This is a genomic window from Nonomuraea sp. NPDC049269, assembly GCF_043197155.1.
Taxonomy (GTDB): domain Bacteria; phylum Actinomycetota; class Actinomycetes; order Streptosporangiales; family Streptosporangiaceae; genus Nonomuraea.
Map to the genome: position 1 here is coordinate 1 of NZ_JBICSO010000013.1, position 19,630 is coordinate 19,630.

Genomic DNA, 19,630 nt, shown 5'->3' on the forward strand with positions numbered 1-19,630 from the left:
GCGTCCGACTCGACACCCGAAACGGCCGCCGCCTAAGATCAACCCGCGGCACCTACCTCGTTGAGCCTTTTACACCGCTCCGAGGACGCGACCCACCGGCACCGGTGAGGCGCGATACCTGCTGGCGTGGGGCGATGCGGAAGGAGAACGGTGGGGATTCCTGCTCTGGCCCCCGCAGACGGTGAACACCGACGACGGCAGCGAGCACATGGGCCAGGCCCACTGGGTGCGCTGGCAGGACATCCGCCCAGTAGCCGGCGAGGACTACAGCACCGTGCCGCTGTGCGATCCGATGTGAACGACCCCCTGCCGCTCCACCGAGGACATGCGGGCAGACCTGTCCGGACATCGCGTGTCGATCACATGGGTATTCGCACGCGCGCGAGCCTGGACACGTAGGTCGGATCGGGCCGCGCAGGACGAGCAGCTAGGCGCGGCGGCGAAGGCGGGACACACGGGCTCGCCTTCGCCGCCGCGTGGCCGCATCTAGCGTGTCCCCGCTCAAAAGGGGCATCCGCGTACGTCGATCGCCTGCAGATTGAGGCCCCCAGTCCCGATTCCCGCCTTAGCGGGGTCACCCACGTTCAGAATCGGCCCCGCCCGCGTCAGCGCGCTCGCTTGAGGCGTCCCGCTTGTCTCCTGTCGGTTTGGCGTCGGCATGTTCGCGCATGCTTGGAAAGGATCGCTCCGCCTTTGCCGATTTGTCATGGTCATGCACGTTCGGGAGATTTGGCCTTGCGTGCGTCGATAGGTTCGCGAACGCTTGGAGCGTCCCGCTTGCCTTCTTGCCGACTTGGCGTGATCATGCACGTTCGGGACGTTCGCGTACATCGGTGTATTCGCGCACGCCTGGAACGGATCGCTCTGCCGGTTTGGCGTGGTCGTACTTGGTCGGAGTGTTCGGGGATCCCTCGCCCGCGTCGGCGTGTTCGCTCGTGTTGGAGTCGTCCGGCTGCCCACTCACCGCCGATGCCGGCGGCGCGAGCGGTGTGGTCAGCCGGCCAGGGGGACCTCGACCGGGAGTTGGGGTTGAGCGGGGACGCCCAGGATGTCCTGCACCACGGCGACGAAGGTGTCCGCCTCGGCCAGGAGCTCGTCCGCGTCGGCCGCGCTGACGCCACGGACCATGCCGGCCTCGGCGGCGGCGCGCTTGGCGGCGCTCACCGAGAAGTAGGCGGCCCACTCCGCGAGCCTGGGCTCCGCCTCTGGGAGCAGCTCCCACGCGCTGCGCAGGCGGCGCCTGCGGCCTTCCATGGGGCGGGGACGGGCGGCCAGGATCGCCGCCGCCGCTCGCAGAGCTGCCAGATGTGCTGCCACATATCGGGATGCCGGGGTGCGAGCGGTCGCCGCCTCCGCCAGGCAGGAACGTGAATCCGTCAGGTGTGCCCGCACTGCGGGCGACAGCCGGGGCCCCTGCGTATCGCCGAGCCGTTGTGCCATCTTGCGCGCCTCCTTGGAGTCGTGGCGGCTCCCGGCGTCTCCGCCGGTGGAGTCAACGTTCGCAGACCCCACCGACAATTCCGCCGGGCTGGCTGGACGAGGAGCTTCCCCACTCCCCGTCCAGCCAGGACGCGCCCACTCGTCTCCGCCGACGACGAGGACACGCCCTTCGCCCTGGAGCCTGATCGCGGGTCTCGCTTGGGGGAAGCGAACGGCCCGCGACCAGGTCCTACGACGTGAGCCGCGAGCCTCACGCCACTAGGTCGAACATAATTTCGATCACGCTCGGTGTCAACCTGTTCTACGAACACAGATTCGATCAACTTGGAGGACGAAAGAGCCTATGCCCTTCGACGTGCGAATCCGCCCTGGGAGAGGTCTCCGCCCTGGGTCGGGGCCGCCTGGGGGTGGGGGTCCGCTCTGGAGGGGCAGGCCTGGCTCGGGGCTACCGGGGGTCCGCTCTGGAGGGGCCGCCTGGGGGTGGGGCCGCCTGGGGGTGGGGGTCCGCTCGGGAGGGGCCCGCCCTGGAGGGAAACCGCCGCGCGTGGGGAAACCGCCGCGCGTTGGGGAAACCGCCGTGTCGGGGCGCGCCGCCGAGAGGCCGCATGGGGCCGAAAGCGGGCAGAAGGGCCGCAGGGACCGAGGGCGCGAGGGCGCGAGGGCGTGGAAGAGACGGGCTCGGGGCGCGCGGCCGAAGGGCCACAAGGGCCGAGAGTGTGAGCCTCTGGAGCTACGGCCCGAGAGCCCAGGGGGTGTGTGCCAGGGCAGGAGAGGCCGTGGAGTGTGGCGTGAAGCGTCAGGGAGCCGCGTCGACGGCGGTGTGTCCCGGCCTGGCCGGATCGTAAGGCAATGCGTCCGGTCAGAACGTAGGACAAAAGAGAGCCCGCCGTCGGCGCGGTAATAGCCGGCAAATCGTGAAAAACGCGTGGAATCAGACCACCGAGATGGCCCCGGACGGGCACAGTGTCACGGCGCGGCGGACGGCGTCCTCCAGCTCGGCCGGTGGGGTGGAGTCAAGGACCACCACCGTCCCCTCGTCCTCGCTCTGGTCGAATATCGCCGGCACCGTCAGCGCGCACATGCCCGCACCGATGCACACCGTCGTGTCTGCCTTGATCTCCATCATTGACCTACCAGGTGACAGGGAGGCGGTGCACTCCATAGATGCTCATGTCCGAGCGCATCGGCACCTCCTCCGGTGATACAGCCAAGCGTAGGCCGGGGAAGCGCCGCAGCAGCGCGGGGTAGCCGATGCGCATCTCGGCCCGGGCCAGTTGCTGGCCGAGGCACTGGTGGATGCCGTGGCCGAACGTCAGGTGGCCGGTGGCGGGCCTGGCGAGGTCGAGGTGTTCGCCGTCCGGGAAGCGGGACGGGTCGCGGTTGATCACCGGCAGGTGGAGCATGACCGATTCGCCGGCCTTGATGACCTGGCCCTCGATCTCGACGTCGGTCAGTGCGCTCCTGATCGGGCCGAGGTGGATGATCGTGAGGTAGCGCAGCAGTTCCTCGACGCCATTCTCGACCGCGGACGGGTCGTCGCGCATGACGGCGAGCTGGGCGGGGTTGGTGAGCAGCGCGTAGGTGCCGAGGCCGAGCATGTTGGCGGTGGTCTCGTGGCCTGCCACCAGCAGCAGGAACGCGACGCCGGTGAGCTCCTCGTCGTTCAGCTCGCCGCTCTCGACGAGGCCGCTGAGCAGGTCGTCCGTCGGCTTGGCGCGCTTGCGCTGGATCAGCCCGTAGAGGTACGCGGAGATCCGGGTCATCGCGCCGATGGCGTCCTCAGCTTTGACCTCCAGGTTGACGAGCACCTTGGTGTCTTCCTGGAACTGCGCCCGATCCTCGTACGGCACGCCGAGCAGCTCGCAGATCACCAGCGACGGGATGGGCAGCGCGAACTCCTGCACCAGGTCCACCGGCTTGCCCGCGGACTCCATGGCGTCGAGGCAGGCCTCGGCGATCTCGGCGATCCTCGGCTCCAGTTCCTTCATCCGGCGCACGGTGAACTGGCCGGTGAGGAGTTTGCGGTAGCGGGTGTGCTCGGGCGCGTCCATCCGCAGGAAGAACCCGGGCGGAACGCGGAAGCCCCCCTCCTGGGCGAGCGCCATCCGGGCCGGGATCGGCGGGTGCATGCGCTCGGGGCGGTTGCTGAAGCGCGCGTCGGCGAGCACGGCGCGCGCGGCGGAGTATCCGGTCACGAGCCAGCCGAGGTGCCCGTCGGCGTAGGTCATGCGGTGGAGGGCCGCTTTTGGCCGTAGCTCGGCGATTTCGTCGGGCGGGTCGAAGGGGCGTTGGCGGGTGGTGGTGAGGGTCAGATCAGACATGCTGCGGTTCCCTTTCTCATCGTCAACCTCTCCAGAAAACCTCATCCGTTGCAAAATTTCAATGGATGCAACAAACGGAGATTGACGGTAAAGTTCGCGACATGGTGGGACTGCGGGAGCGTAAGAAACAGCGCACGCGCCGGGCGCTGATCGAGGCCGCGCTCCGGCTGTTCGACGAGAAGGGCTTCGAGGAGACCACGCTGGCCGAGATCGCGGCCGAGGCCGAGGTGTCGACGCGGACGTTCTTCAGCTACTTCGCCAGCAAGGAGGACGTGCTGTTCTACGACGGCGAGTCGCGCATGGCGCTGGCCATGGAGCTGATCGCGTCCAGGATGCCCGGCGAGCACCTGGCGGACCTGCTGCTGCGGCTCGTACGGGCGAGCGTGGACTGGACCTCCGGCGACCCGAGCTTCTCGGTGGAGGAGGTGCCCCTGCGGATGCGGCTCGTGATGACCGTCCCCTCGTTGCAGGCGCGGGCGCTGCACCTGCTGTTCGACAGCCAGCTCCGGCTGGCGCGGGCGCTGGAGGACGCCTTCCCCGACGAGCTCGACCACGTGGACGCGGCGGCGGCCGTGGGCGCGCTGATCGGCGCCACCAAGCTCGCGGTCATCTCCAGCATCAACCGGGGCGGATCGCTGGAGCAGGCGCAGGAGGCGGCCATGCGCGCCGCCCAGCTCACCCTGCGCGGCCTGTCGTCAATCGGATGAGCCAGGACCGAGCGCGCGCAGGCGGATCAGCGTGCTGGCGTAGTCACCCGCGGGCAGGTCCGGCAGCAGGCCCGGCGCCATGAGCAGGGCCCCGTGGTGCAGCGCCCCGGTGTCCTCGTCGCGGTAGCGGCCGAGCGGGTCGACCCCGGCCAGGCGGAGCGGCACGAGCGGCGTGCCGTGCGCGACAGGGCCCCGCCAGGCCAGTACGACCACCTGGTCGCCGTAGGTGTACTGCACGCCGTACTCGAGCCTGTCCTGTCGCCCGAGCTGGACGACGGGCCTGATCTCCTTGTAGCGGCCGACCAGCGCGGCGGCCTCGGCCAGCTCGGCGGGGGTCCACTTCAGCAGGTCGCCGCCGAGGCCCAGCGCGCCGGCCATCGCGACGTGGAAGCGGAAGCTCAGCGGGGTGACCCGGCGGGTGAGGGGGTTCGGGCTGTCGGTGACCCAGGCGGCCATCACGCGGGCCGGGTAGATCTGGCTGAAGCCGTGCTGGATGGCGATGCGATCGTGGGCGTCGGTGTTGTCGGAGGTCCACACCTGGTCGGTACGGGCGAGGATGCCCAGGTCGGTACGGCCGCCGCCACCCGCGCACGCCTCGATGCGCAGGTGCGGATGGTCGGCGCGGAGCCGGTCCATGATCGAGTAGACGGCTCTGACGTGGTCGATCCAGAGCCGGTCCTGGTCGGCGGCGCCGGGCTGGCCCGCCTCGGTGAAGGCCCGGTTGAAGTCCCACTTCAGGAAGTCGACGCCGTGCTCGCCGACCAGCCGGTGGAGCCACTTGTGCGCCCAGTCCGCGACGTCGGGCCGGGCGAAGTTGAGGACGAGCTGGTTGCGCAGCAGCGTGCGCGGGCGGCCGGGCATGTGCAGCACCCAGTCCGGGTGCGCTCGGTAGAGGTCGCTGTCGGGGTTGACCATCTCGGGTTCGACCCACAGGCCGAACCGCATGCCCAGGCCGTGCACCTCGTCGATAAGCGGAGCTAGCCCGTTGGGGAAGCGGTCCGGGTTCGGCCACCAGTCGCCCAGTCCGGCGCTGTCGCCGGTGCGCCCGCCGAACCAGGCGTCGTCCATGACGAACAGCTCCACACCGGCACGGGCCGCGAGCACGGCGAGCTCCTTCTGGTTCGACTCTGCCACGTCGAACCCGACGGCCTCCCAGGCGTTGTAGACCACCGGGCGCAGCTCGTCCGGCTCGGGCAGCACGTTCTGGGTGACGTGGTCGTGCCAGCGGCGGCTGGCCCCGCCGAACCCGTCAGGGGCGTAGACACCGGCGAACACCGGCGTGACCCACTCCTCCCCCGGCTCCAGCCGCCAGGTGAGGCCCTCGTGGCCGAACCCGCCCGTCCACCCCGTACTCCCCGAGGGGGTGCGGGTGACCGTGACGCGCCAGCTACCGCTCCAGGCGAGCGCGCAGCTCCACACCTCGCCGTGCCGCTCACCGGCGTCGCCGCCGTCGACGGCGAGCCAGGGGTTGGCGTGGTGGCTGGTCACCCCGCGCCTGCTGGTCAGCGTCGTCTCGCCCACGGTGAGGTCGGTACGGCGCAGCTGATGCTCGGCGCTCCACCCGCCGGTGGCGTGGCTGAGCCGGTAGCCGGACAGCGACGGAACGCTCCACGCGGCGGAGTCGCAACGCAGGATCGTCACGGGCACCTCGGACCGCAGCCCGATCCACCGTTCCAGGACGTCGCCGCGCACCCGGTAGTGCAGGTCCACCTCGAACGGCTGGACGGCGTCCCGGAAGCGGACTGTCAGGTGTCCCTCGTCGATCGTGTGACCGAGATGACGCCAGTCGACGCCCCGGGCACCGTCGGGGAAGGCGATCTGCAGCGACGGCGTGCCGAAGCGGGCACCCGCCTCGGTGCCGAGCTCCTCGGCCGGTCCCACGCCGTCGAAGCTGCTCGCGCGGGGCGCCGCCGGCCGGGGCAGCGAGGCGGCCTGCTCCTGGGTCAGAACGGGCCCCCAGTGCAGGTGGACGGGCGTATCCTCGGCGTCGAGGCCGAAGACGTAGCTGGTGGTGGAGGTACGCAGCAGGTACGTACGGCTGGCGGCGTCGAAGGTCACCGAAGGCATGTCCGGAGCCTAGATCGACGTGCCCTTCGAATCAATTCTTAACGAAGTTAATTAGTGTTACGATGCCCATCATGCCTGCACCGCTCACCACTCCCGCGGCGGCCACCGTGTTCACCATGGTGCTGACGCAGGGGCCGGTCTCCCGGGTCGAGATCGCCAGGCGGACGGGGCTGTCGTCCGCCGCAGTCACCAAGGCGGCCCGCCCGTTCATCGAGGCGGGCTATCTGGAAGAGCTGGAGGCCACCGACCGGCCGGGCCCCGGCGCGGGCCGCCCGGCCAGCCCGTTGGCCATCAAGCCGGACCGGGAGTTCTTCGCCGGCGTGAAGATCACCGACGACGAGCTCATCGGCGTCGTCACCGACCTGCGCGCCCAGGTGCTCGTCGGCGCGCATCGCCCGCTGACGGCGACCTCGCCCGAGGGCGTGGTGGCCACACTGGCCGATCTCGTGGCCGAGCTGCTCGCCGCCGACCCGGCGTACCGGCAGCGCTGTCACGCGCTGGGCCTGGCCGTGTCGGGCGACGTCGACAAGGCGCACGGCATGGTGCGCTACTCCCCCTTCCTCGGCTGGCGGCAGGTGCCGCTGGCCAAACTGGCCGCCGCGGCGACGGGCCTGCGGGTCACGGTCGAGAACGACGTCAAGTCCCTCACCGTCGCCGAGCAGTGGTTCGGCGAGGGCATCGGCGCGTCGTCGTTCGCCCTGGTCACGGTGGGGGTGGGGATCGGCTGCGGACTGGTGGTGAACGACCGGATCGTCGCCGGTTCGCACGGCGTCGCCGGAGAGATCGGGCACATCCCGGTCGGCGGCGAGGCGCCCGAGTGCCACTGCGGAGGGCGCGGCTGCGTCGAGGCGATCGCCGGGACCGCGCCCATCGTGACCGCGGTCCGCGAGGCCCTCGGTGACGCGGAGCTGACCATCGACGCGGCCATCGACGCCGCGCACGCGGGCGACGTGGCGGCGCGCGAGGTGTTCGCCAGGGCCGGGCACGCGATCGGGCTGGCCATGGCCGCCATGGCGAACCTGATCGGGCCCGAGCGCATCATCGTGACCGGCGACGTGCAGGGGCTGGCGGCCTACGACCTGTTCGAGGAGCAGATCAGCCGGTCGTTCGCGAGCCAGGCGTTCGGGGCGGCGGCGGACTGCCGGATCTTCCTGCGCCCCCGGCCGTTCGAGCAGTGGGCGCGCGGCGCGGCCTCGGTCGCCATCCAGACCTTCTTCACCCTCCAGGAGCGCTGATGACCACGGCGACCGGGATCTGGCAGCCGCACGACCGGGCTCCGGCGGAGACCCGCGAGGTACGCATCGTCGCGGGCGGGACGGAGCTGACGGCGACGGCCGCGGCCGAGCTCGCCTGGACCGTGACCGAGGACGCCGAGGGCGTCCACGAGGTGCGGATCACGCCGGACCGGCCCGCGGCCGTCCGCGTGGCGTGGCGGGTGCCGTGCGTGGCCGCGACCGCGTTCTGGGCGCCCGACGGCGGCGAGCACCGAGGGCTGCCGCCGTTCTGGCGCAAGCCACGGGTCGCCGCCCTGGAGAAGAACGCTCCCGTGGGGTGCCTGGTGGGCGCCGGGGACGTGTCGCTGTGCACCTACGCCGTCGGCGAGGTGATCCGGCCGGTCCACCTCCGCACCGGGGTGGTGGAGGAGACCGGCGACTTCGGCTTCTGGGCCGAGCACGACGCCGACCCCGGCACCGGCCTGGTGCTGCGGCTGGATCTCACCGGACGGCACTTCGCCCGCACGCTCGCGGACGTGGCCGCGTGGTGGCGGGGCTCGGTGGCGGACGTTCCCGAGGTGGCGCGGATGCCCGCCTACTCGACCTGGTACGCCATGCAGCAGCACGTCGACGCCGCCGGCGTCGAACGGCAGGCCGCTCCGGCGGCCGAGCTGGGCTGCGAGGCGATCATCGTGGACGACGGCTGGCACAGCGACGACCGCGGGCGCGGCTACGGCCACGTCGGCGAGTGGGAGCCGTCCGCCACGTCTTTTCCCGATATTTCTGGACACGTGGCGGCGGTCAAGCAGGCGGGGCTCGCCTACCTGCTCTGGTACGCGCTGCCGTTCGTCGGCCGCCACACCGCGCTCTGGGACCGCGTACAGCCGTACTCGCTGGCCTACAAGGAGCACATGAACGCGGTCATCGTCGACCCGCGCTACCCGTACATCCGCGAGCTCCTCGCCGGCCACCTGACCCGGGCGGTCCGGGAGTGGGGGCATGGACGGCCTGAAGATCGACTTCATCGACCAGTTCGCCGTGGAGGACCCGCCCGAGCCGGGGCCCGAGGCCGACTGCGCGACGGTCAACGAGGGCGTGCGGCGGCTGCTGGCCCTGTTACCCACGGACTGCCTGGTGGAGCTCCGCCAGCCGTACGTGAGCCCGGGGCTGTGGCCGTACGCGACGATGGTCCGCGCCTCGGACTGCCCGCTCAGCCCCGCGCACAACCGCCAGCGCACCGTGGACCTGCGCCTGATCGCCGGGCCGCTGGCCGTGCACGCCGACATGCTGATGTGGCACCCCGAGGAGACTCCCGAGCGGGTGGCGGCGCAGCTGGTCAACGTGCTGTTCGCGGTGCCGCAGATCTCGGTGGACCTCACCACGCAGACGCCGGCGCAGCTGGAGGTGCTGCGGTTCTGGCTGGGCTTCGTCAAGGAGCACGCCGAGGTGCTGCAGCGCGGCGCGTTCGAGCCGGCCCGGCCCGACCTGGTCTACCCGCAGGTGACGGCCCGCTCGGCGGACACGGTGATCACGGCCCGCTACGCACCGCTGCCGGTGGCGGTCCCGGAGGCGGGCACGTTGTGGCTGGCCAACGCCGACGACTCGGCCGACGTGCTGCTCCAGGCGGGCCACTCCGGTACGGCCCGCGCCAGGGTCCAGACCTGCCGGGGCCGTACGGTGAACGACCTGACGCTGGAACTGTCCCCTGGCATACACACGATCACGGTGCCCACGGGCGGGCTGCTCCGGCTCGACCTGGGCTCAGAAGCCGCCCCGTAGCCGGTCGAGGAACTGCGCCTCGTACAGCGAGGGCGGGAGGAGCCCCTGCTGTCCGGTGCCTTCGATGTACCCGGCGGGCTGCTGGAAGGGGCCGTCTCCGGTGACCGTGCCCAGGCAGCCGATCGCGTAGTTCTGGGCGGTCGGGGGCTTCTGGACGATGAGCCTGCTGGTCGACACGTCGCACCGCCAGGCCACCGAGTGCGCCGCCGACCAGCCGTGCGAGGTGCCGTAGCGGCCCCGGTTGTACAGGCCCAGCGTGTAGTCGTAGTGCGGGTCGATGTCGCGGTGACCGTCGTACAGCAGGCCCTGGGACCAGCGGCGGTGGCCTTCGCTGGAGTTGAGCGCGTACTCGGCCGTCCCGCGCAGGAACACCACGCCCGACACCGTGCTGTGCCCGTTGGAGACGAAGGCGTGCCGCGACTTGTAGGCGTAGCAGTCACGGAAGAGCACCTGCTGCGAGTACACGTAGGTGTTGAAGTTGTAGCGCCTGCTGCCGGTGACGATGCTGACGGGGTCGATGGCGCGGCAGTTCTCGACGGTGGCGCGCGTGGTCTCCTGCGTGGCCACCCCGGACTGGGTGAAGTGCAGCATCGTGCAGTCGCGCACCCACGAGTCCTCGGTACGCAGCAGCACGATCGCGTTGTAGGCGTGGTCCTCGTCCTGCTCGGGATCGCCGTGGTACTCGATGTCCACGCGCAACCGCTCCACGCCTGCCTGGGTGACGAGTCCGGCCCGGTCCCACTTGTAGACCGACGACTGGGACAGCGCCCGGTTCAGGTGGTTGTACACGGGCACGTCGATCTTCAGTCTGTTGCCGGAGATCTCGCGGATGTAGCGGTTGTAGATGATCGGGTGCTCGCCCACCTGCCACGCCGGGCCCACGTCGTGGCCGCCGTAGTCGATGGCCTTGAGCCACTCCTCCGAGCACGGGTGGTGGATCACGATGTTGTCGCCGGGCCGCAGCGACCCGGCGTTCGCCACCTCGAACTCGCGCGCGCCCACCTGCACGAAGTCCGTGGTGATGTCGGTACGGGTGCCCGGCACCTCCCCCTTCCAGCCGCCCGCCGCGGTGCCGCCGACCACGATGACGTCGCGGTCCTTGGGGTTGTTGCCGGTGGCCTTGATGATCGTGTTGCCCGCCGGGTCCTCGCCGTCACCGACGCCCCGCAGGACCATGCCGTCGGCGCGTACGTACAGGGTGCCGGCGACCGAGTAGAGGCCGGGCAGCAGGAGCAGCGCGCCGCGCCGCTCGCGGGGCAGCGCCGCGATCTCGTCGAGGGCGGCCTGGACGTGCGCGGTGTTGTCGCCCTCGACCGGCCGGATGGCCTTGACCACCCGCGCGTACGGGATCGGCCGCTCGCCGTTGCGGTATCCGGCATGGCTGAAGTCGGGGATGCGGTTGCCTTCGGCGTCCTGCGCGTATGCCAGCCGCCCGCGTCTGTCGTACGAGACGAGCTTGGACTGCCAGAGCGTGGTGGCGCTCGCGGGCGTGGCACCGGCGGCCGCGGCGATCGCCAGCGTGCCTCCGGCCACGAGTAATCCGCGTCTGCTGAGATCGTGTGCCATGGCCTCTCCTCAGGGGGTACGGCCCGCACCCGAGCAGGGCGCGGGCCGTTCGTACGGGCTCAGCTGATGACGATCTTGTCGAGCTCGGGACCCCTGGCCGTGAGGCTGAAGAACCGGATCGTGTTGACCCCGGCCACCAGGTCCACCGGAACGGTCGTGGTCGTCACCGTGTCCTTGGTCCCGGTCATCGGCACCTGGATCGAGTCGGCCCCGTTGACGCTGACCGCGAACGTCTGCGCGCCGTCCACCAGCGCGTGCACGGTCATCCGCCGGGTGCCGGTGGTCTCCGACAGCACGCCCTTGACCACGGCGTAGTCGTAGACGTTGCCGCCGATGAGGATCACCTTCCGGCCGCCCGAGCAGACCGCGCAGTAGGCGGGCTCGGCCGCGCCCTCCCAGACGTTGCCCACCCGCTCGGCCTCATAGGCACCCGGGCTCCGGTCCGGCGCCGGCAGCTTGACCGGCGGCGTCGCCGGGCCGAGCTGCCACGCCTTGAGGTCCTTGACCAGCAGGTACGTCTCCTGCAGCCCGGCGCTCTTGATGCTGCGGTAGATGCCCCACTTGGGGCGGTTGTACTGCTCCTGGGTCCACCACAGGTCGATGTGCTCGATCTTCTGGTCGGCGATCGTCCGGCTGCCGTCCGCCAGCGTCCAGCGCATGTAGCCGTCGTCGCTCGACTTGAACTCCAGCGTGGTGGTGACCCACTTGTTCTGGATCGGCTCCAGGTCGGCGGTGGCGAAGTCGTGCGAGGCGTTGTCCGGGAGCGTCCAGTAGCGGGCCGCGATCTTCTGGACTCCCCCGATGACCGGCAGCGAGATCTGCGCGATCGGGGTGCCGACGTCGGAGTTCTTCAACTGCCAGATATGGGTGAAGGAGGTGGTCGCGTCGAGGGTGTCCGGGATGTACATGCGGTAGCTGATCCGCCAGGTCTCGTCCTTGCGGATCTCCAGCGGGGCGCCGTCGTGGTCGCGCATGCCGCGTACCTCGTTGCGCATGCGGTCCGAGCCGTCGCGGTCCTCCAGGTGGGCGGTGAACTTCCAGGCGTCCCTGTCCGTGGAGACGTGCGGCTGGCCCTCGGGGTGGGAGCCGCGCCGGTCGTCCTCCAGCGCCTCGAACGCCTTGACACCGTCCTTCCTGACGCTCGGATCCCATCGGAGCTCCCAGCGCGGCCGACCCGACGGGGACGGCGTGGGCGCGGCGGTGGCGGGGGTGGCGGTCGCGATCAGCGCGAGTGTGGCGAGCGCGCCCGCCAGTCGAGTGAGCTTCACGGGCCCTCCGCCGCGTCGGTGTCGGCCGCGGCGGCCGTCTGCTGCTCGGCTCGCAGGTTCCTGATCAGCAGGTACGTGTTCTGCAGACCGGAGCTGTTGATGCTGCGGTAGATGCCCCACTTGGGCCGGAGGTAGTCGGTGTCGGCGCGCCAGAGATCGGTGTTGTCGAGGCGTTTGTCGACCAGCGTCGTCGAACCGTCCTTGAGCGTCCAGCGCAGGTAACCGGTGTCCGAGGCCTTGAACTCGAAGGTGGTGTCGAGCCACTTGCCCTGGATCGGGGTCAGGTTCGTGTTGCCGACCTCGTGCGTCTGCTCGTCCTCGTCCCAGTAGCGGACATTGATCTTCGGCGTGCCGCCCGAGATGGGCAGCGACATCGTGTAGAGGGGCGCGCCGGAGCCGGGCACCTTCATCTGCGCGATGTGAGTGAAGGAGCTGGTCGCGTCGAGCGAGGTCGGGATGTACAGCTGGTAGGAGATGCGCCAGACCTGGTTCTTGAGGATCTTGATGTACGCGCTGCCGCTCGTACGCATGCCCTTGACCTCGTTGCGCTGCCGGTCGTCGCCGTCGCGGTCCTGGGTGTGCATGTCGAAGCGGTAGGCGTCGCCGGAGACGTAGATGTGGGTGACGCCGGAGTGGGAGTCGGAGCGGTCGTCCTCGATGCCCTCGAAGGCCTGCGCGACCGTCTGATTGGCCGGGCTCGGGTTCCAGCGCTGTGTCCAGACGGCCGCCGTGGCCGAGGCGGGCGAGGTGGGTAACGCGATGAGGGTGAGGGCGGCGAGGGTGCCGCTCAGGCGCTTGATCATGAGGTCTGTCTCCTCAGATGGAGGGTGAACCCGCCGTTGGGGGATACGGCGAGGTCGAGCTTGCCCCCGGCGGAGACGGTCGCCGTCTCGGCGAGGATGCCGTCATCGGGGGCGTCCCGGTAGATCTCGGCCGCCCACTCCCCCGCGTCCAGGAAGTCGAGCGGCACGGTGAGCGTGCGGGCCTCGCCCGACACGCCCGCACCGACGTACCATTCGTCGCCGCTCCTCCTGGCCAGCAGGATGTGGTCGGCGGGGTCGCCGGAGAGCAGCCGCGTGTCGTCCCATGCGGTGGGGACGCCGGAGAGCAGCCGCAACGCCTCGGGCCTGGCCCGGTAGGACTCGATGCTGTCGGCGAAGTGCTGGACGCCCGATTCGAAGATCACCGACAGCGCGAGCTCGAATCCGGCGGAGATGGTGCGGACCGCGGTGAACGTGCACGGGGTGAAGTCCATCGGGCCCTGCACGTTGCGGGTGAACGCGAGCGACAGGTAGTGCGCGGGCGGATAGAGCGGCAGCTTGCCGGGCTTCGGCTTGATCCACTCGGCGCCCTTGACCGCCTCCGCGGTCATGAACTGCGGCCAGGTCCGCTCGGTGCCGCGCGGGATCGTGCCGCCGTGGAAGACGACCATGAGCTTCAGCCGGGCGGTGGCGGCCAGGATGGAGTCGAACCAGCGCATCCGGTCCTGGCCGTCGGACTCGGTGAAGTCGATCTTGACGCCGACGGCGCCCCATTCCTTCCAGAGCGCGAGCTTCTCGCGGTGTTCCAGCTCGGTGTCGACGTGCTGCCAGTGCGACCAGAGCCAGACGCCGACGTTCCTGGCCGCGGCGTAGGCGATCAGCTCGGGCATCCACTCCTTGTTCCATCCGGCGTCGGCCAGCACGTACGGCCAGCCGTGCTCGGCGGCGAAGTCGACCCAGCGCTTCTGCGCCTCCAGGTCACGTGTGGACGGCCCGTCGGACCACCACGACCAGGCCGCGGCGCCGGGCCGGATCCATGAGGTGTCGGCCACCGCCGAAGGCGCGGCCAGGCTGGTCACCAGGTCGCTGGCCACGATCGTGTCCAGCTCGCCGATGATCATCGTGCGCCACGGCGTGACGAGCGGGCTGGCCGCCGTCACGTACGGGTCGGGCAGGTCGAGCCGGAAGGCGTGGCCGTCGAAGCGGAGCCGGGTTCCGGCGTAGCCGCTGTCCAGGTTCGACTCGGTGACGAACAGCCAGGTCTCGCCGATCTGGAAGAGCGACGGGTAGCCGTACAGGATGGGCTCGGCGTCGGCGACCTGACCGTGCCGGTGGATCTCCTCGTAGTCGCAGCGCCCGTTCTCGTACGGCAGGAGCACCGCCCGAGCCTCCCCCGGCACCACATACTCCGAAATTTCGTCAATTACGGTCACTGGGCCGGTCCACGGAACCACGTACCGATATGCCACGCCGTGGCCGCCGATCCGCACCTCCAGGTCGAGCCGGTGCGCGCCCTTGGTGAACGACAGCGTCCACTCCCTGGCCGTGTACCGGTGCTCGCGCCGCTTGCCGGTCACCGTGTCATAGGTCTCCGTCACCTGCCTGGACGACAGCCCGTCGAAGGCCAGGCCCGTGCTCAGGTCCTCGTGCGCGGCCCGCAGGCCCAGCCTGGAGGGCCGCACCACCACGCGACCGCCGCGCCGCACCTCCAGGGTCGGCTCGCCGTCGGCCGAGAGCGCGACCGCGACTTCCAGGTCTTCATCACTGAGCGTCCACTTCGGCACAGGGCCCTCCAGAACAGAGATAGGAGGACTCATCGGCAACCCGCTCGGGTGCGCCGGCTCGGACGAGCGGCGCGCGCCGGCCCCGCTGAGCTCCTCACAACGTGCCTGAGCCTAGGTTGCAAGCGCTTGCAATTCAATTCTTGACGAAGTTAATTACCAGGTCTACGGTACGGCCATGCCTCACGCATCGGATGCCGACGGATCAACACATCGGATCTCTCCTGCCCGGCTGGCCGAGTTCAGGGAGCAACGCTTCGGCTTGTTCATCCACTGGGGCCTGTACGCGCTCGCCGCTCGCCACGAGTGGGTCAAGCAGCGCGAGGGGCTCACGGACGAGCAGTACCAGCCCTACTTCGAGCACTTCGATCCCGATCTGTTCGACCCGGACGCCTGGGCCGAGGCCGCCGCCGGAGCGGGGATGCGGTACATGGTGCTCACGACCAAGCACCACGACGGCTTCTGCCTGTGGGACTCCGCGCTCACCGACTACTCGGTGGCGGGCACGCCGCACGGCAAGGACCTGGTCGGCCCGATAGTCGAGGCCTTCCGCGGCCGAGGGCTCGGCGTGGGTTTCTACCACTCGCTGCTCGATTGGCATCACCCTGACTTTCCCATTGACGGACTGCATCCCGCATGGCGTGAAGGTCTGACCAATAATGACCGAGACATCACGAAATATCAGGCCTATCTGCATGGGCAGGTCGAGGAGCTGCTGACGCGCTACGGCCGCATCGACACCATGTGGTTTGACTTCTCCTACACCAACCGGCGGCGCAACGGGAAGCTCACACCGGGCGCGAAGGGCGCGGCCGACTGGCGCTCGGAAGAACTGGCCGCGCTGGTCAGGAGGCTCCAGCCGGACATCATGATCAACAATCGGCTGGAGATCCCCGGCGACTTCACCACTCCGGAGCAGTTCCAGCCCGCCGCGGCCCCCGCCGAGGTGTGGGAGGCGTGCCAGACGCTCAACGGAAGCTGGGGCTACGACCGCGACAACCTGGACTACAAGTCGGTCGACCTGCTCGTGCGCATGCTGGTCGACAGCGTCTCCAAGAACGGCAACCTGCTGCTCAACGTCGGCCCCGACGGGCGCGGCGCGTTCGACCCCCGGGCGCTGGAGACGCTGCGGGGCATCGGGGACTGGATGCGGCTGCACGGCCGCTCCATCTACGGCGCGGGCCCGAGCACCTTCGAGGCGCCGCCGGACTGCCGTTACACGCAGCGTGGCGACCGGCTCTACGTGCACCTGCTCGCCTGGCCGTACCGGCATCTGCACCTGCCGGGGCTGGCGGGCAAGGTCCGCTACGCGCAGCTGCTCAACGACGCCTCGGAGATCCGCACGCTGGTCCCCGACCCGGCCGTCGACAGCGGCAACTCCCAACTGGGGACGCTGCCGCCTGAGACCCTCACCCTCCAACTCCCGGTCCAGCGCCCGGACGTGGCCGTGCCGGTGATCGAGCTCTTCCTGTGAAAGGCCCACCCCCATGGAGATGAACCGTCGGCAGATGCTGGCCCTCGCGGTGGCGGCGGCGACCGCGCCCATACTGTCCGCCTGCGGCGACAACCGTCAGGCGAAGCAGGCGGCGGCCCCGGTCAAGTCGGGCGCCCAAGTGATCGACCCGAACCGACCGGCCAGCGATGACTGGCCCTTCGAGGAGGCCGAGCAGCTCAACAACTCGCTGACCTGGCCGAAGACGGACGTGCCCGACCCGGCGTCCAAGGTCGTGATCACGCTGGCGTTCACCACGGACGCCGTCACCGAGGTACGCAACGCGCAGTTCGACTTCTTCTTCAAAAAGCGCCACCCGAACATCGAGATCAAGCGCGAGTCGGCGCCGTTCGACCAGTTCCTCACCAAGTACATGGCGCAGGCCGCCGGCGGCTCGCTGCCCGACGTGCTCTACAACCACTACTCCTGGACGCAGAACCTCATCGCCAACAAGGTCCTGCAACCGCTGGACGACTACATCGCCAAGACGCCCGAGTTCGACATGAAGGACATCCCGCAGCGCGGGCTCGGCTACTTCAAGCGGGACGGCGCGCTGTACGGGCTGCCCACCGACATGGCGCCCAAGCTGCTCTTCTACAACAAGGACCTGTTCGACAAGGCCGGGCTGGACTACCCGGACGAGAGCTGGACGTGGGACAAGCTCTTCGAGACGGCCAAGAAGCTGACCAGCGGGTCGGGGGCGGAGAAGATCTACGGCGTCTCGCCGATGCCCAAGCCGGCGCCGGACCTGAGCTCGGTGTACCTGATGCCGTTCGGCGGGCGCTTCCTGGACGCGGCCGAGTCCAAGGTGATGATCACCGATCCGAAGGCCAGGGACGTCATGGCTCGCTGGATGGACCTGCTGCTCAAGGACAAGGCGGTGCCCAGCCTGGCCGAGCTGCAGCTGCTGGAGAAGGTCGATCCGTTCAAGTCCGGGCACGCGGCCCTGTTCCTCAACGGCGCGTGGGTCATGCTGGAGCTGTCCAAGCAGAAGGCGTTCAAGTGGGGCGCCACGCAGATGCCCAAGGGGCCGGAGGGCCGCACCACGCCGGCCGTCGGCAGCGCGCTGGTGATGGCGGCCTCGGCGCAGAACAAGGACGCCGCCTGGATCTACATGCACGAGTACCTGTCGGCCTCCGGCTACAAGTTCCGCCGGATCGCCGCGCCGGCCCGCCAGTCCGCGTGGGAGGACAACGCCAAGGCGCTCGGCATCCCGGCGGAGGAGGCGGAGCTGGTCAAGAAGATCATGGCCGACTACGCCTCGGACGACGGCGTGCTGCGGCTGCCGGCCAACAAGAAGGTCGTGGACACCGCCATACCGATCTGGGAGCGGGCGCAGCTCGGCAAGATCGGCGTGGACGACGCGTTGAAGGAGATGGCCGGCAAGGTCACGCCGGTCCTCAGCGAGAACAAGATCGCATGACCGCGGTGAGCGCCCGCGGCACTCTGGCCCGCAGGGAGGCGCGGCGCTTCTACCTGTTCACCTCTCCGTGGACGATCGGGTTCGTGCTCTTCAGCGTGGGCCCGATCCTGGCCGCGATCGTGCTCAGCTTCATGAAGTGGAACCTGCTCCAGTCGCCGACCTGGGTGGGCCTGGCCAACTACGAGCGCATGGTCAACGACCCCGAGTTCTGGGAGTCGATCGGGAACACCGTGGAGTACGGCCTGGGCGCGGTGACGCTCGGTGTGACGTTCACTTTCCTGCTGGCGCTGCTGCTCAACCAGCCGCTGCGCTTCCAGGGCCTGTTCCGTACCGTGATGTACCTGCCCTCGGTGGTGTCGGGCCTGGCCACCGCGCTGCTGTGGCTGAACATCCTGCACCCCGACTACGGCCTGATCAACAAGGTGCTGGCCTCGATCGGCATCCAGGGCCCCGGGTGGCTGGCCTCGCAGGAGTGGGCCATCCCCGGGCTCGTGCTGATGAGCGTGTGGGGCGCGGGCAACACGATCGTCATCTACCTGGCCGGCCTGCAGGGCATCCCGAAGACGCTCTACGAGGCGGCCGAGATCGACGGCGCCGGGTGGTGGCGCAGGTTCTGGAGCGTCACGGTGCCGATGATGTCGCCGGTCATCTTCTTCAACGTGGTGACCGGGTTCATCGCCGCGCTGCAGAGCTACGTGCTCATCCTCGTCATGACCGAGGGCGGCCCCGGCAACGCCACGATGGTGCTGGGCCTCTACATCTACCGGCACGCCTTCGTCTACTTCGACATGGGGTACGCGGCGACGCTGTCGTGGGCGATGTTCGTGCTGGTCATCGCCGTGACCGCGATCCAGTTCAGCCTGGCCAGGCGCTGGGTGCACTACGAGTTCAAGTGAGGTACGCCGATGCTCGTCGAGACCGCGGCCAGGCCCGCGCGCACCAGGCCGGGGCCGCCCCTGACCGTGGAGCAGGCCGATCGGATCAGGCGGATCCGGCGCACCGGCGCCTATGTCCTGCTCGCCGTCAGCTCGGCGGTGTTCCTGCTGCCGTTCCTGTGGATGCTGACGACCTCGCTGAAGTCCGACGCGGACAACCTGGCCTTCCCGCCGCAGTGGCTGCCTGACTCCTTCCACTTCGAGAACTACGTCAAGGGCTGGTCGGGCTCGTTGCCGTTCACGAGGTTCCTGGTGAACACCATCGTGATCACCGGGCTGTCCATGGCCGGCAACCTCCTCTCGTGCGTGCTGCCCGCCTACGCCTTCGCCAGGATGCGGGCACCGGCGGCCACCATCATGTTCGGCGCGCTGATGGCGACCATGATGATCCCCCGTGAGATCACCCTGGTGCCGAAGTTCATCATGTTCTCCAAGCTCGGCTGGGTGGACACCTATCTGCCGCTGATCGTGCCGGAGTTCTTCGGCGTGGCGCTCTACATCTTCCTGCTGCGGCAGTTCTTCACCACGATCCCGCAGGAGCTCATCGACGCCGCCCGCATCGACGGCGCCTCGGAGCTGCGCATCCTGTGGAGCGTCATGCTGCCGCTGGCCAGACCGGCGATCGCGGCGATCTGCCTGTTCTCCTTCGTCGGGAACTGGAACCAGTATCTGGAGAACTCCATCTACCTCCGGTCGGTGGACAAGATCACCCTCGCGCAGGGGCTGGGCATGTTCAGCGGCCAGTACGTCACCCAGTACAACCAGATGATGGCCGTCTCGATCATCTCTATGATGCCCATACTCATCGTCTTTTTCCTGGCACAGAAAACGTTCATCCGGGGCGTCACGCTCACCGGAATCGCTGGAAGGTAAGTT

At 69.4% G+C, this 19,630-nt stretch carries 16 protein-coding genes; 7 read left to right on the forward strand and 9 right to left on the reverse strand.

Features of this window, described 5'->3' with window-relative positions; translation table 11 throughout:
- Positions 1 to 993 precede the first annotated feature (993 nt).
- From ACGFNP_RS53965 to ACGFNP_RS53975, 3 genes are all read right to left on the reverse strand, one after another.
- On the reverse strand, positions 994 to 1,440 hold the full coding sequence (locus ACGFNP_RS53965; RefSeq protein ID WP_214637724.1) for an SAV_6107 family HEPN domain-containing protein: 447 nt from the start codon (positions 1,438 to 1,440) through the stop codon (positions 994 to 996).
- A gap of 931 nt (positions 1,441 to 2,371) precedes the next feature.
- Positions 2,372 to 2,563 carry a ferredoxin gene (locus tag ACGFNP_RS53970; RefSeq protein ID WP_214638051.1) on the reverse strand — a complete coding sequence of 64 codons (192 nt, stop codon included), beginning with the start codon at positions 2,561 to 2,563 and terminating at the stop codon, positions 2,372 to 2,374.
- A 7-nt stretch (positions 2,564 to 2,570) separates the two neighbouring features.
- Positions 2,571 to 3,761, reverse strand: coding sequence for a cytochrome P450 (locus tag ACGFNP_RS53975; RefSeq protein ID WP_358318501.1), 1,191 nt, complete (start codon positions 3,759 to 3,761; stop codon positions 2,571 to 2,573).
- Between the two features lie 101 nt (positions 3,762 to 3,862).
- Here ACGFNP_RS53975 and ACGFNP_RS53980 point away from each other — a divergent pair, with 101 nt between their 5' ends.
- Positions 3,863 to 4,468, forward strand: coding sequence for a TetR/AcrR family transcriptional regulator (locus tag ACGFNP_RS53980; RefSeq protein WP_393331914.1), 606 nt, complete (start codon positions 3,863 to 3,865; stop codon positions 4,466 to 4,468).
- Here ACGFNP_RS53980 and ACGFNP_RS53985 read toward each other — a convergent pair.
- Complete coding sequence (locus ACGFNP_RS53985; RefSeq protein WP_393331917.1) at positions 4,457 to 6,535, reverse strand: alpha-galactosidase; 2,079 nt, start codon at positions 6,533 to 6,535, stop codon at positions 4,457 to 4,459. The genes ACGFNP_RS53980 and ACGFNP_RS53985 overlap by 12 nt on opposite strands.
- A gap of 71 nt (positions 6,536 to 6,606) precedes the next feature.
- Between ACGFNP_RS53985 and ACGFNP_RS53990 the strand changes: the two genes are divergently transcribed.
- Positions 6,607 to 7,770, forward strand: coding sequence for an ROK family transcriptional regulator (locus tag ACGFNP_RS53990; protein WP_358318498.1), 1,164 nt, complete (start codon positions 6,607 to 6,609; stop codon positions 7,768 to 7,770).
- Here the strand turns inward: ACGFNP_RS53990 and ACGFNP_RS53995 are convergent.
- Complete coding sequence (locus ACGFNP_RS53995) at positions 7,751 to 8,122, reverse strand: hypothetical protein (RefSeq protein WP_393331921.1); 372 nt, start codon at positions 8,120 to 8,122, stop codon at positions 7,751 to 7,753. The two genes, ACGFNP_RS53990 and ACGFNP_RS53995, sit on opposite strands and share 20 nt — an antisense overlap.
- 626 nt (positions 8,123 to 8,748) lie before the next feature.
- Here ACGFNP_RS53995 and ACGFNP_RS54000 point away from each other — a divergent pair.
- Positions 8,749 to 9,528, forward strand: a complete 780-nt coding sequence (locus tag ACGFNP_RS54000) for a hypothetical protein (RefSeq protein WP_393331924.1) — start codon at positions 8,749 to 8,751, stop codon at positions 9,526 to 9,528.
- On the opposite strand, the gene ACGFNP_RS54005 is transcribed toward ACGFNP_RS54000, so the two are convergent.
- Genes ACGFNP_RS54005 through ACGFNP_RS54020 form a run of 4 tightly spaced genes read right to left on the reverse strand, consistent with a single transcriptional unit; the run spans position 9,511 to position 14,907 of the window.
- The gene (locus ACGFNP_RS54005) at positions 9,511 to 11,094 is read right to left on the reverse strand and encodes a hypothetical protein (protein WP_393331927.1); all 1,584 of its coding nucleotides are present in this window, start codon (positions 11,092 to 11,094) and stop codon (positions 9,511 to 9,513) included. The genes ACGFNP_RS54000 and ACGFNP_RS54005 overlap by 18 nt on opposite strands.
- A 59-nt stretch (positions 11,095 to 11,153) precedes the next feature.
- Complete coding sequence (locus ACGFNP_RS54010) at positions 11,154 to 12,362, reverse strand: hypothetical protein (protein WP_358318495.1); 1,209 nt, start codon at positions 12,360 to 12,362, stop codon at positions 11,154 to 11,156.
- Positions 12,359 to 13,165: a hypothetical protein gene (locus ACGFNP_RS54015; protein ID WP_393331930.1), complete on the reverse strand. Its 807-nt coding sequence runs from the start codon at positions 13,163 to 13,165 to the stop codon at positions 12,359 to 12,361. Before ACGFNP_RS54015 ends, ACGFNP_RS54010 begins: the two co-directional genes overlap by 4 nt.
- Entirely contained in the window at positions 13,162 to 14,907 is a 1,746-nt protein-coding gene (locus ACGFNP_RS54020) for a glycoside hydrolase family 97 catalytic domain-containing protein (protein WP_393331935.1), read from the reverse strand. Before ACGFNP_RS54020 ends, ACGFNP_RS54015 begins: the two co-directional genes overlap by 4 nt.
- A gap of 175 nt (positions 14,908 to 15,082) precedes the next feature.
- Here ACGFNP_RS54020 and ACGFNP_RS54025 point away from each other — a divergent pair, with 175 nt between their 5' ends.
- The 4 genes from ACGFNP_RS54025 to ACGFNP_RS54040 are packed head-to-tail and all read left to right on the forward strand — an operon-like array spanning position 15,083 to position 19,627.
- Entirely contained in the window at positions 15,083 to 16,378 is a 1,296-nt protein-coding gene (locus ACGFNP_RS54025; protein WP_393331937.1) for an alpha-L-fucosidase, read from the forward strand.
- A gap of 13 nt (positions 16,379 to 16,391) precedes the next feature.
- A complete protein-coding gene (locus ACGFNP_RS54030; RefSeq protein ID WP_393331939.1) occupies positions 16,392 to 17,819 on the forward strand; it encodes an ABC transporter substrate-binding protein in 1,428 nt (475 codons plus the stop codon).
- Positions 17,816 to 18,715 carry a sugar ABC transporter permease gene (locus tag ACGFNP_RS54035; RefSeq protein ID WP_358318490.1) on the forward strand — a complete coding sequence of 300 codons (900 nt, stop codon included), beginning with the start codon at positions 17,816 to 17,818 and terminating at the stop codon, positions 18,713 to 18,715. The genes ACGFNP_RS54030 and ACGFNP_RS54035 overlap by 4 nt, the downstream gene beginning before the upstream one ends.
- A 9-nt stretch (positions 18,716 to 18,724) precedes the next feature.
- A complete protein-coding gene (locus tag ACGFNP_RS54040; protein WP_358318489.1) occupies positions 18,725 to 19,627 on the forward strand; it encodes a carbohydrate ABC transporter permease in 903 nt (300 codons plus the stop codon).
- The last annotated feature ends 3 nt before the right edge of the window (positions 19,628 to 19,630 follow it).

What these genes read in the sequence shown, in the direction of transcription:
- ACGFNP_RS53965 (WP_214637724.1), bottom strand. Translation starts at nt 1,440, where the DNA reads ATGGCACAACGGCTCGGCGATACGCAGGGGCCCCGGCTGTCGCCCGCA.
- ACGFNP_RS53970 (WP_214638051.1), bottom strand. Translation starts at nt 2,563, where the DNA reads ATGGAGATCAAGGCAGACACGACGGTGTGCATCGGTGCGGGCATGTGC.
- ACGFNP_RS53975 (WP_358318501.1), bottom strand. Translation starts at nt 3,761, where the DNA reads ATGTCTGATCTGACCCTCACCACCACCCGCCAACGCCCCTTCGACCCG.
- ACGFNP_RS53980 (WP_393331914.1), top strand. Translation starts at nt 3,863, where the DNA reads ATGGTGGGACTGCGGGAGCGTAAGAAACAGCGCACGCGCCGGGCGCTG.
- ACGFNP_RS53985 (WP_393331917.1), bottom strand. Translation starts at nt 6,535, where the DNA reads ATGCCTTCGGTGACCTTCGACGCCGCCAGCCGTACGTACCTGCTGCGT.
- ACGFNP_RS53990 (WP_358318498.1), top strand. Translation starts at nt 6,607, where the DNA reads ATGCCTGCACCGCTCACCACTCCCGCGGCGGCCACCGTGTTCACCATG.
- ACGFNP_RS54000 (WP_393331924.1), top strand. Translation starts at nt 8,749, where the DNA reads ATGGACGGCCTGAAGATCGACTTCATCGACCAGTTCGCCGTGGAGGAC.
- ACGFNP_RS54005 (WP_393331927.1), bottom strand. Translation starts at nt 11,094, where the DNA reads ATGGCACACGATCTCAGCAGACGCGGATTACTCGTGGCCGGAGGCACG.
- ACGFNP_RS54015 (WP_393331930.1), bottom strand. Translation starts at nt 13,165, where the DNA reads ATGATCAAGCGCCTGAGCGGCACCCTCGCCGCCCTCACCCTCATCGCG.
- ACGFNP_RS54025 (WP_393331937.1), top strand. Translation starts at nt 15,083, where the DNA reads ATGCCTCACGCATCGGATGCCGACGGATCAACACATCGGATCTCTCCT.
- ACGFNP_RS54030 (WP_393331939.1), top strand. Translation starts at nt 16,392, where the DNA reads ATGGAGATGAACCGTCGGCAGATGCTGGCCCTCGCGGTGGCGGCGGCG.
- ACGFNP_RS54035 (WP_358318490.1), top strand. Translation starts at nt 17,816, where the DNA reads ATGACCGCGGTGAGCGCCCGCGGCACTCTGGCCCGCAGGGAGGCGCGG.
- ACGFNP_RS54040 (WP_358318489.1), top strand. Translation starts at nt 18,725, where the DNA reads ATGCTCGTCGAGACCGCGGCCAGGCCCGCGCGCACCAGGCCGGGGCCG.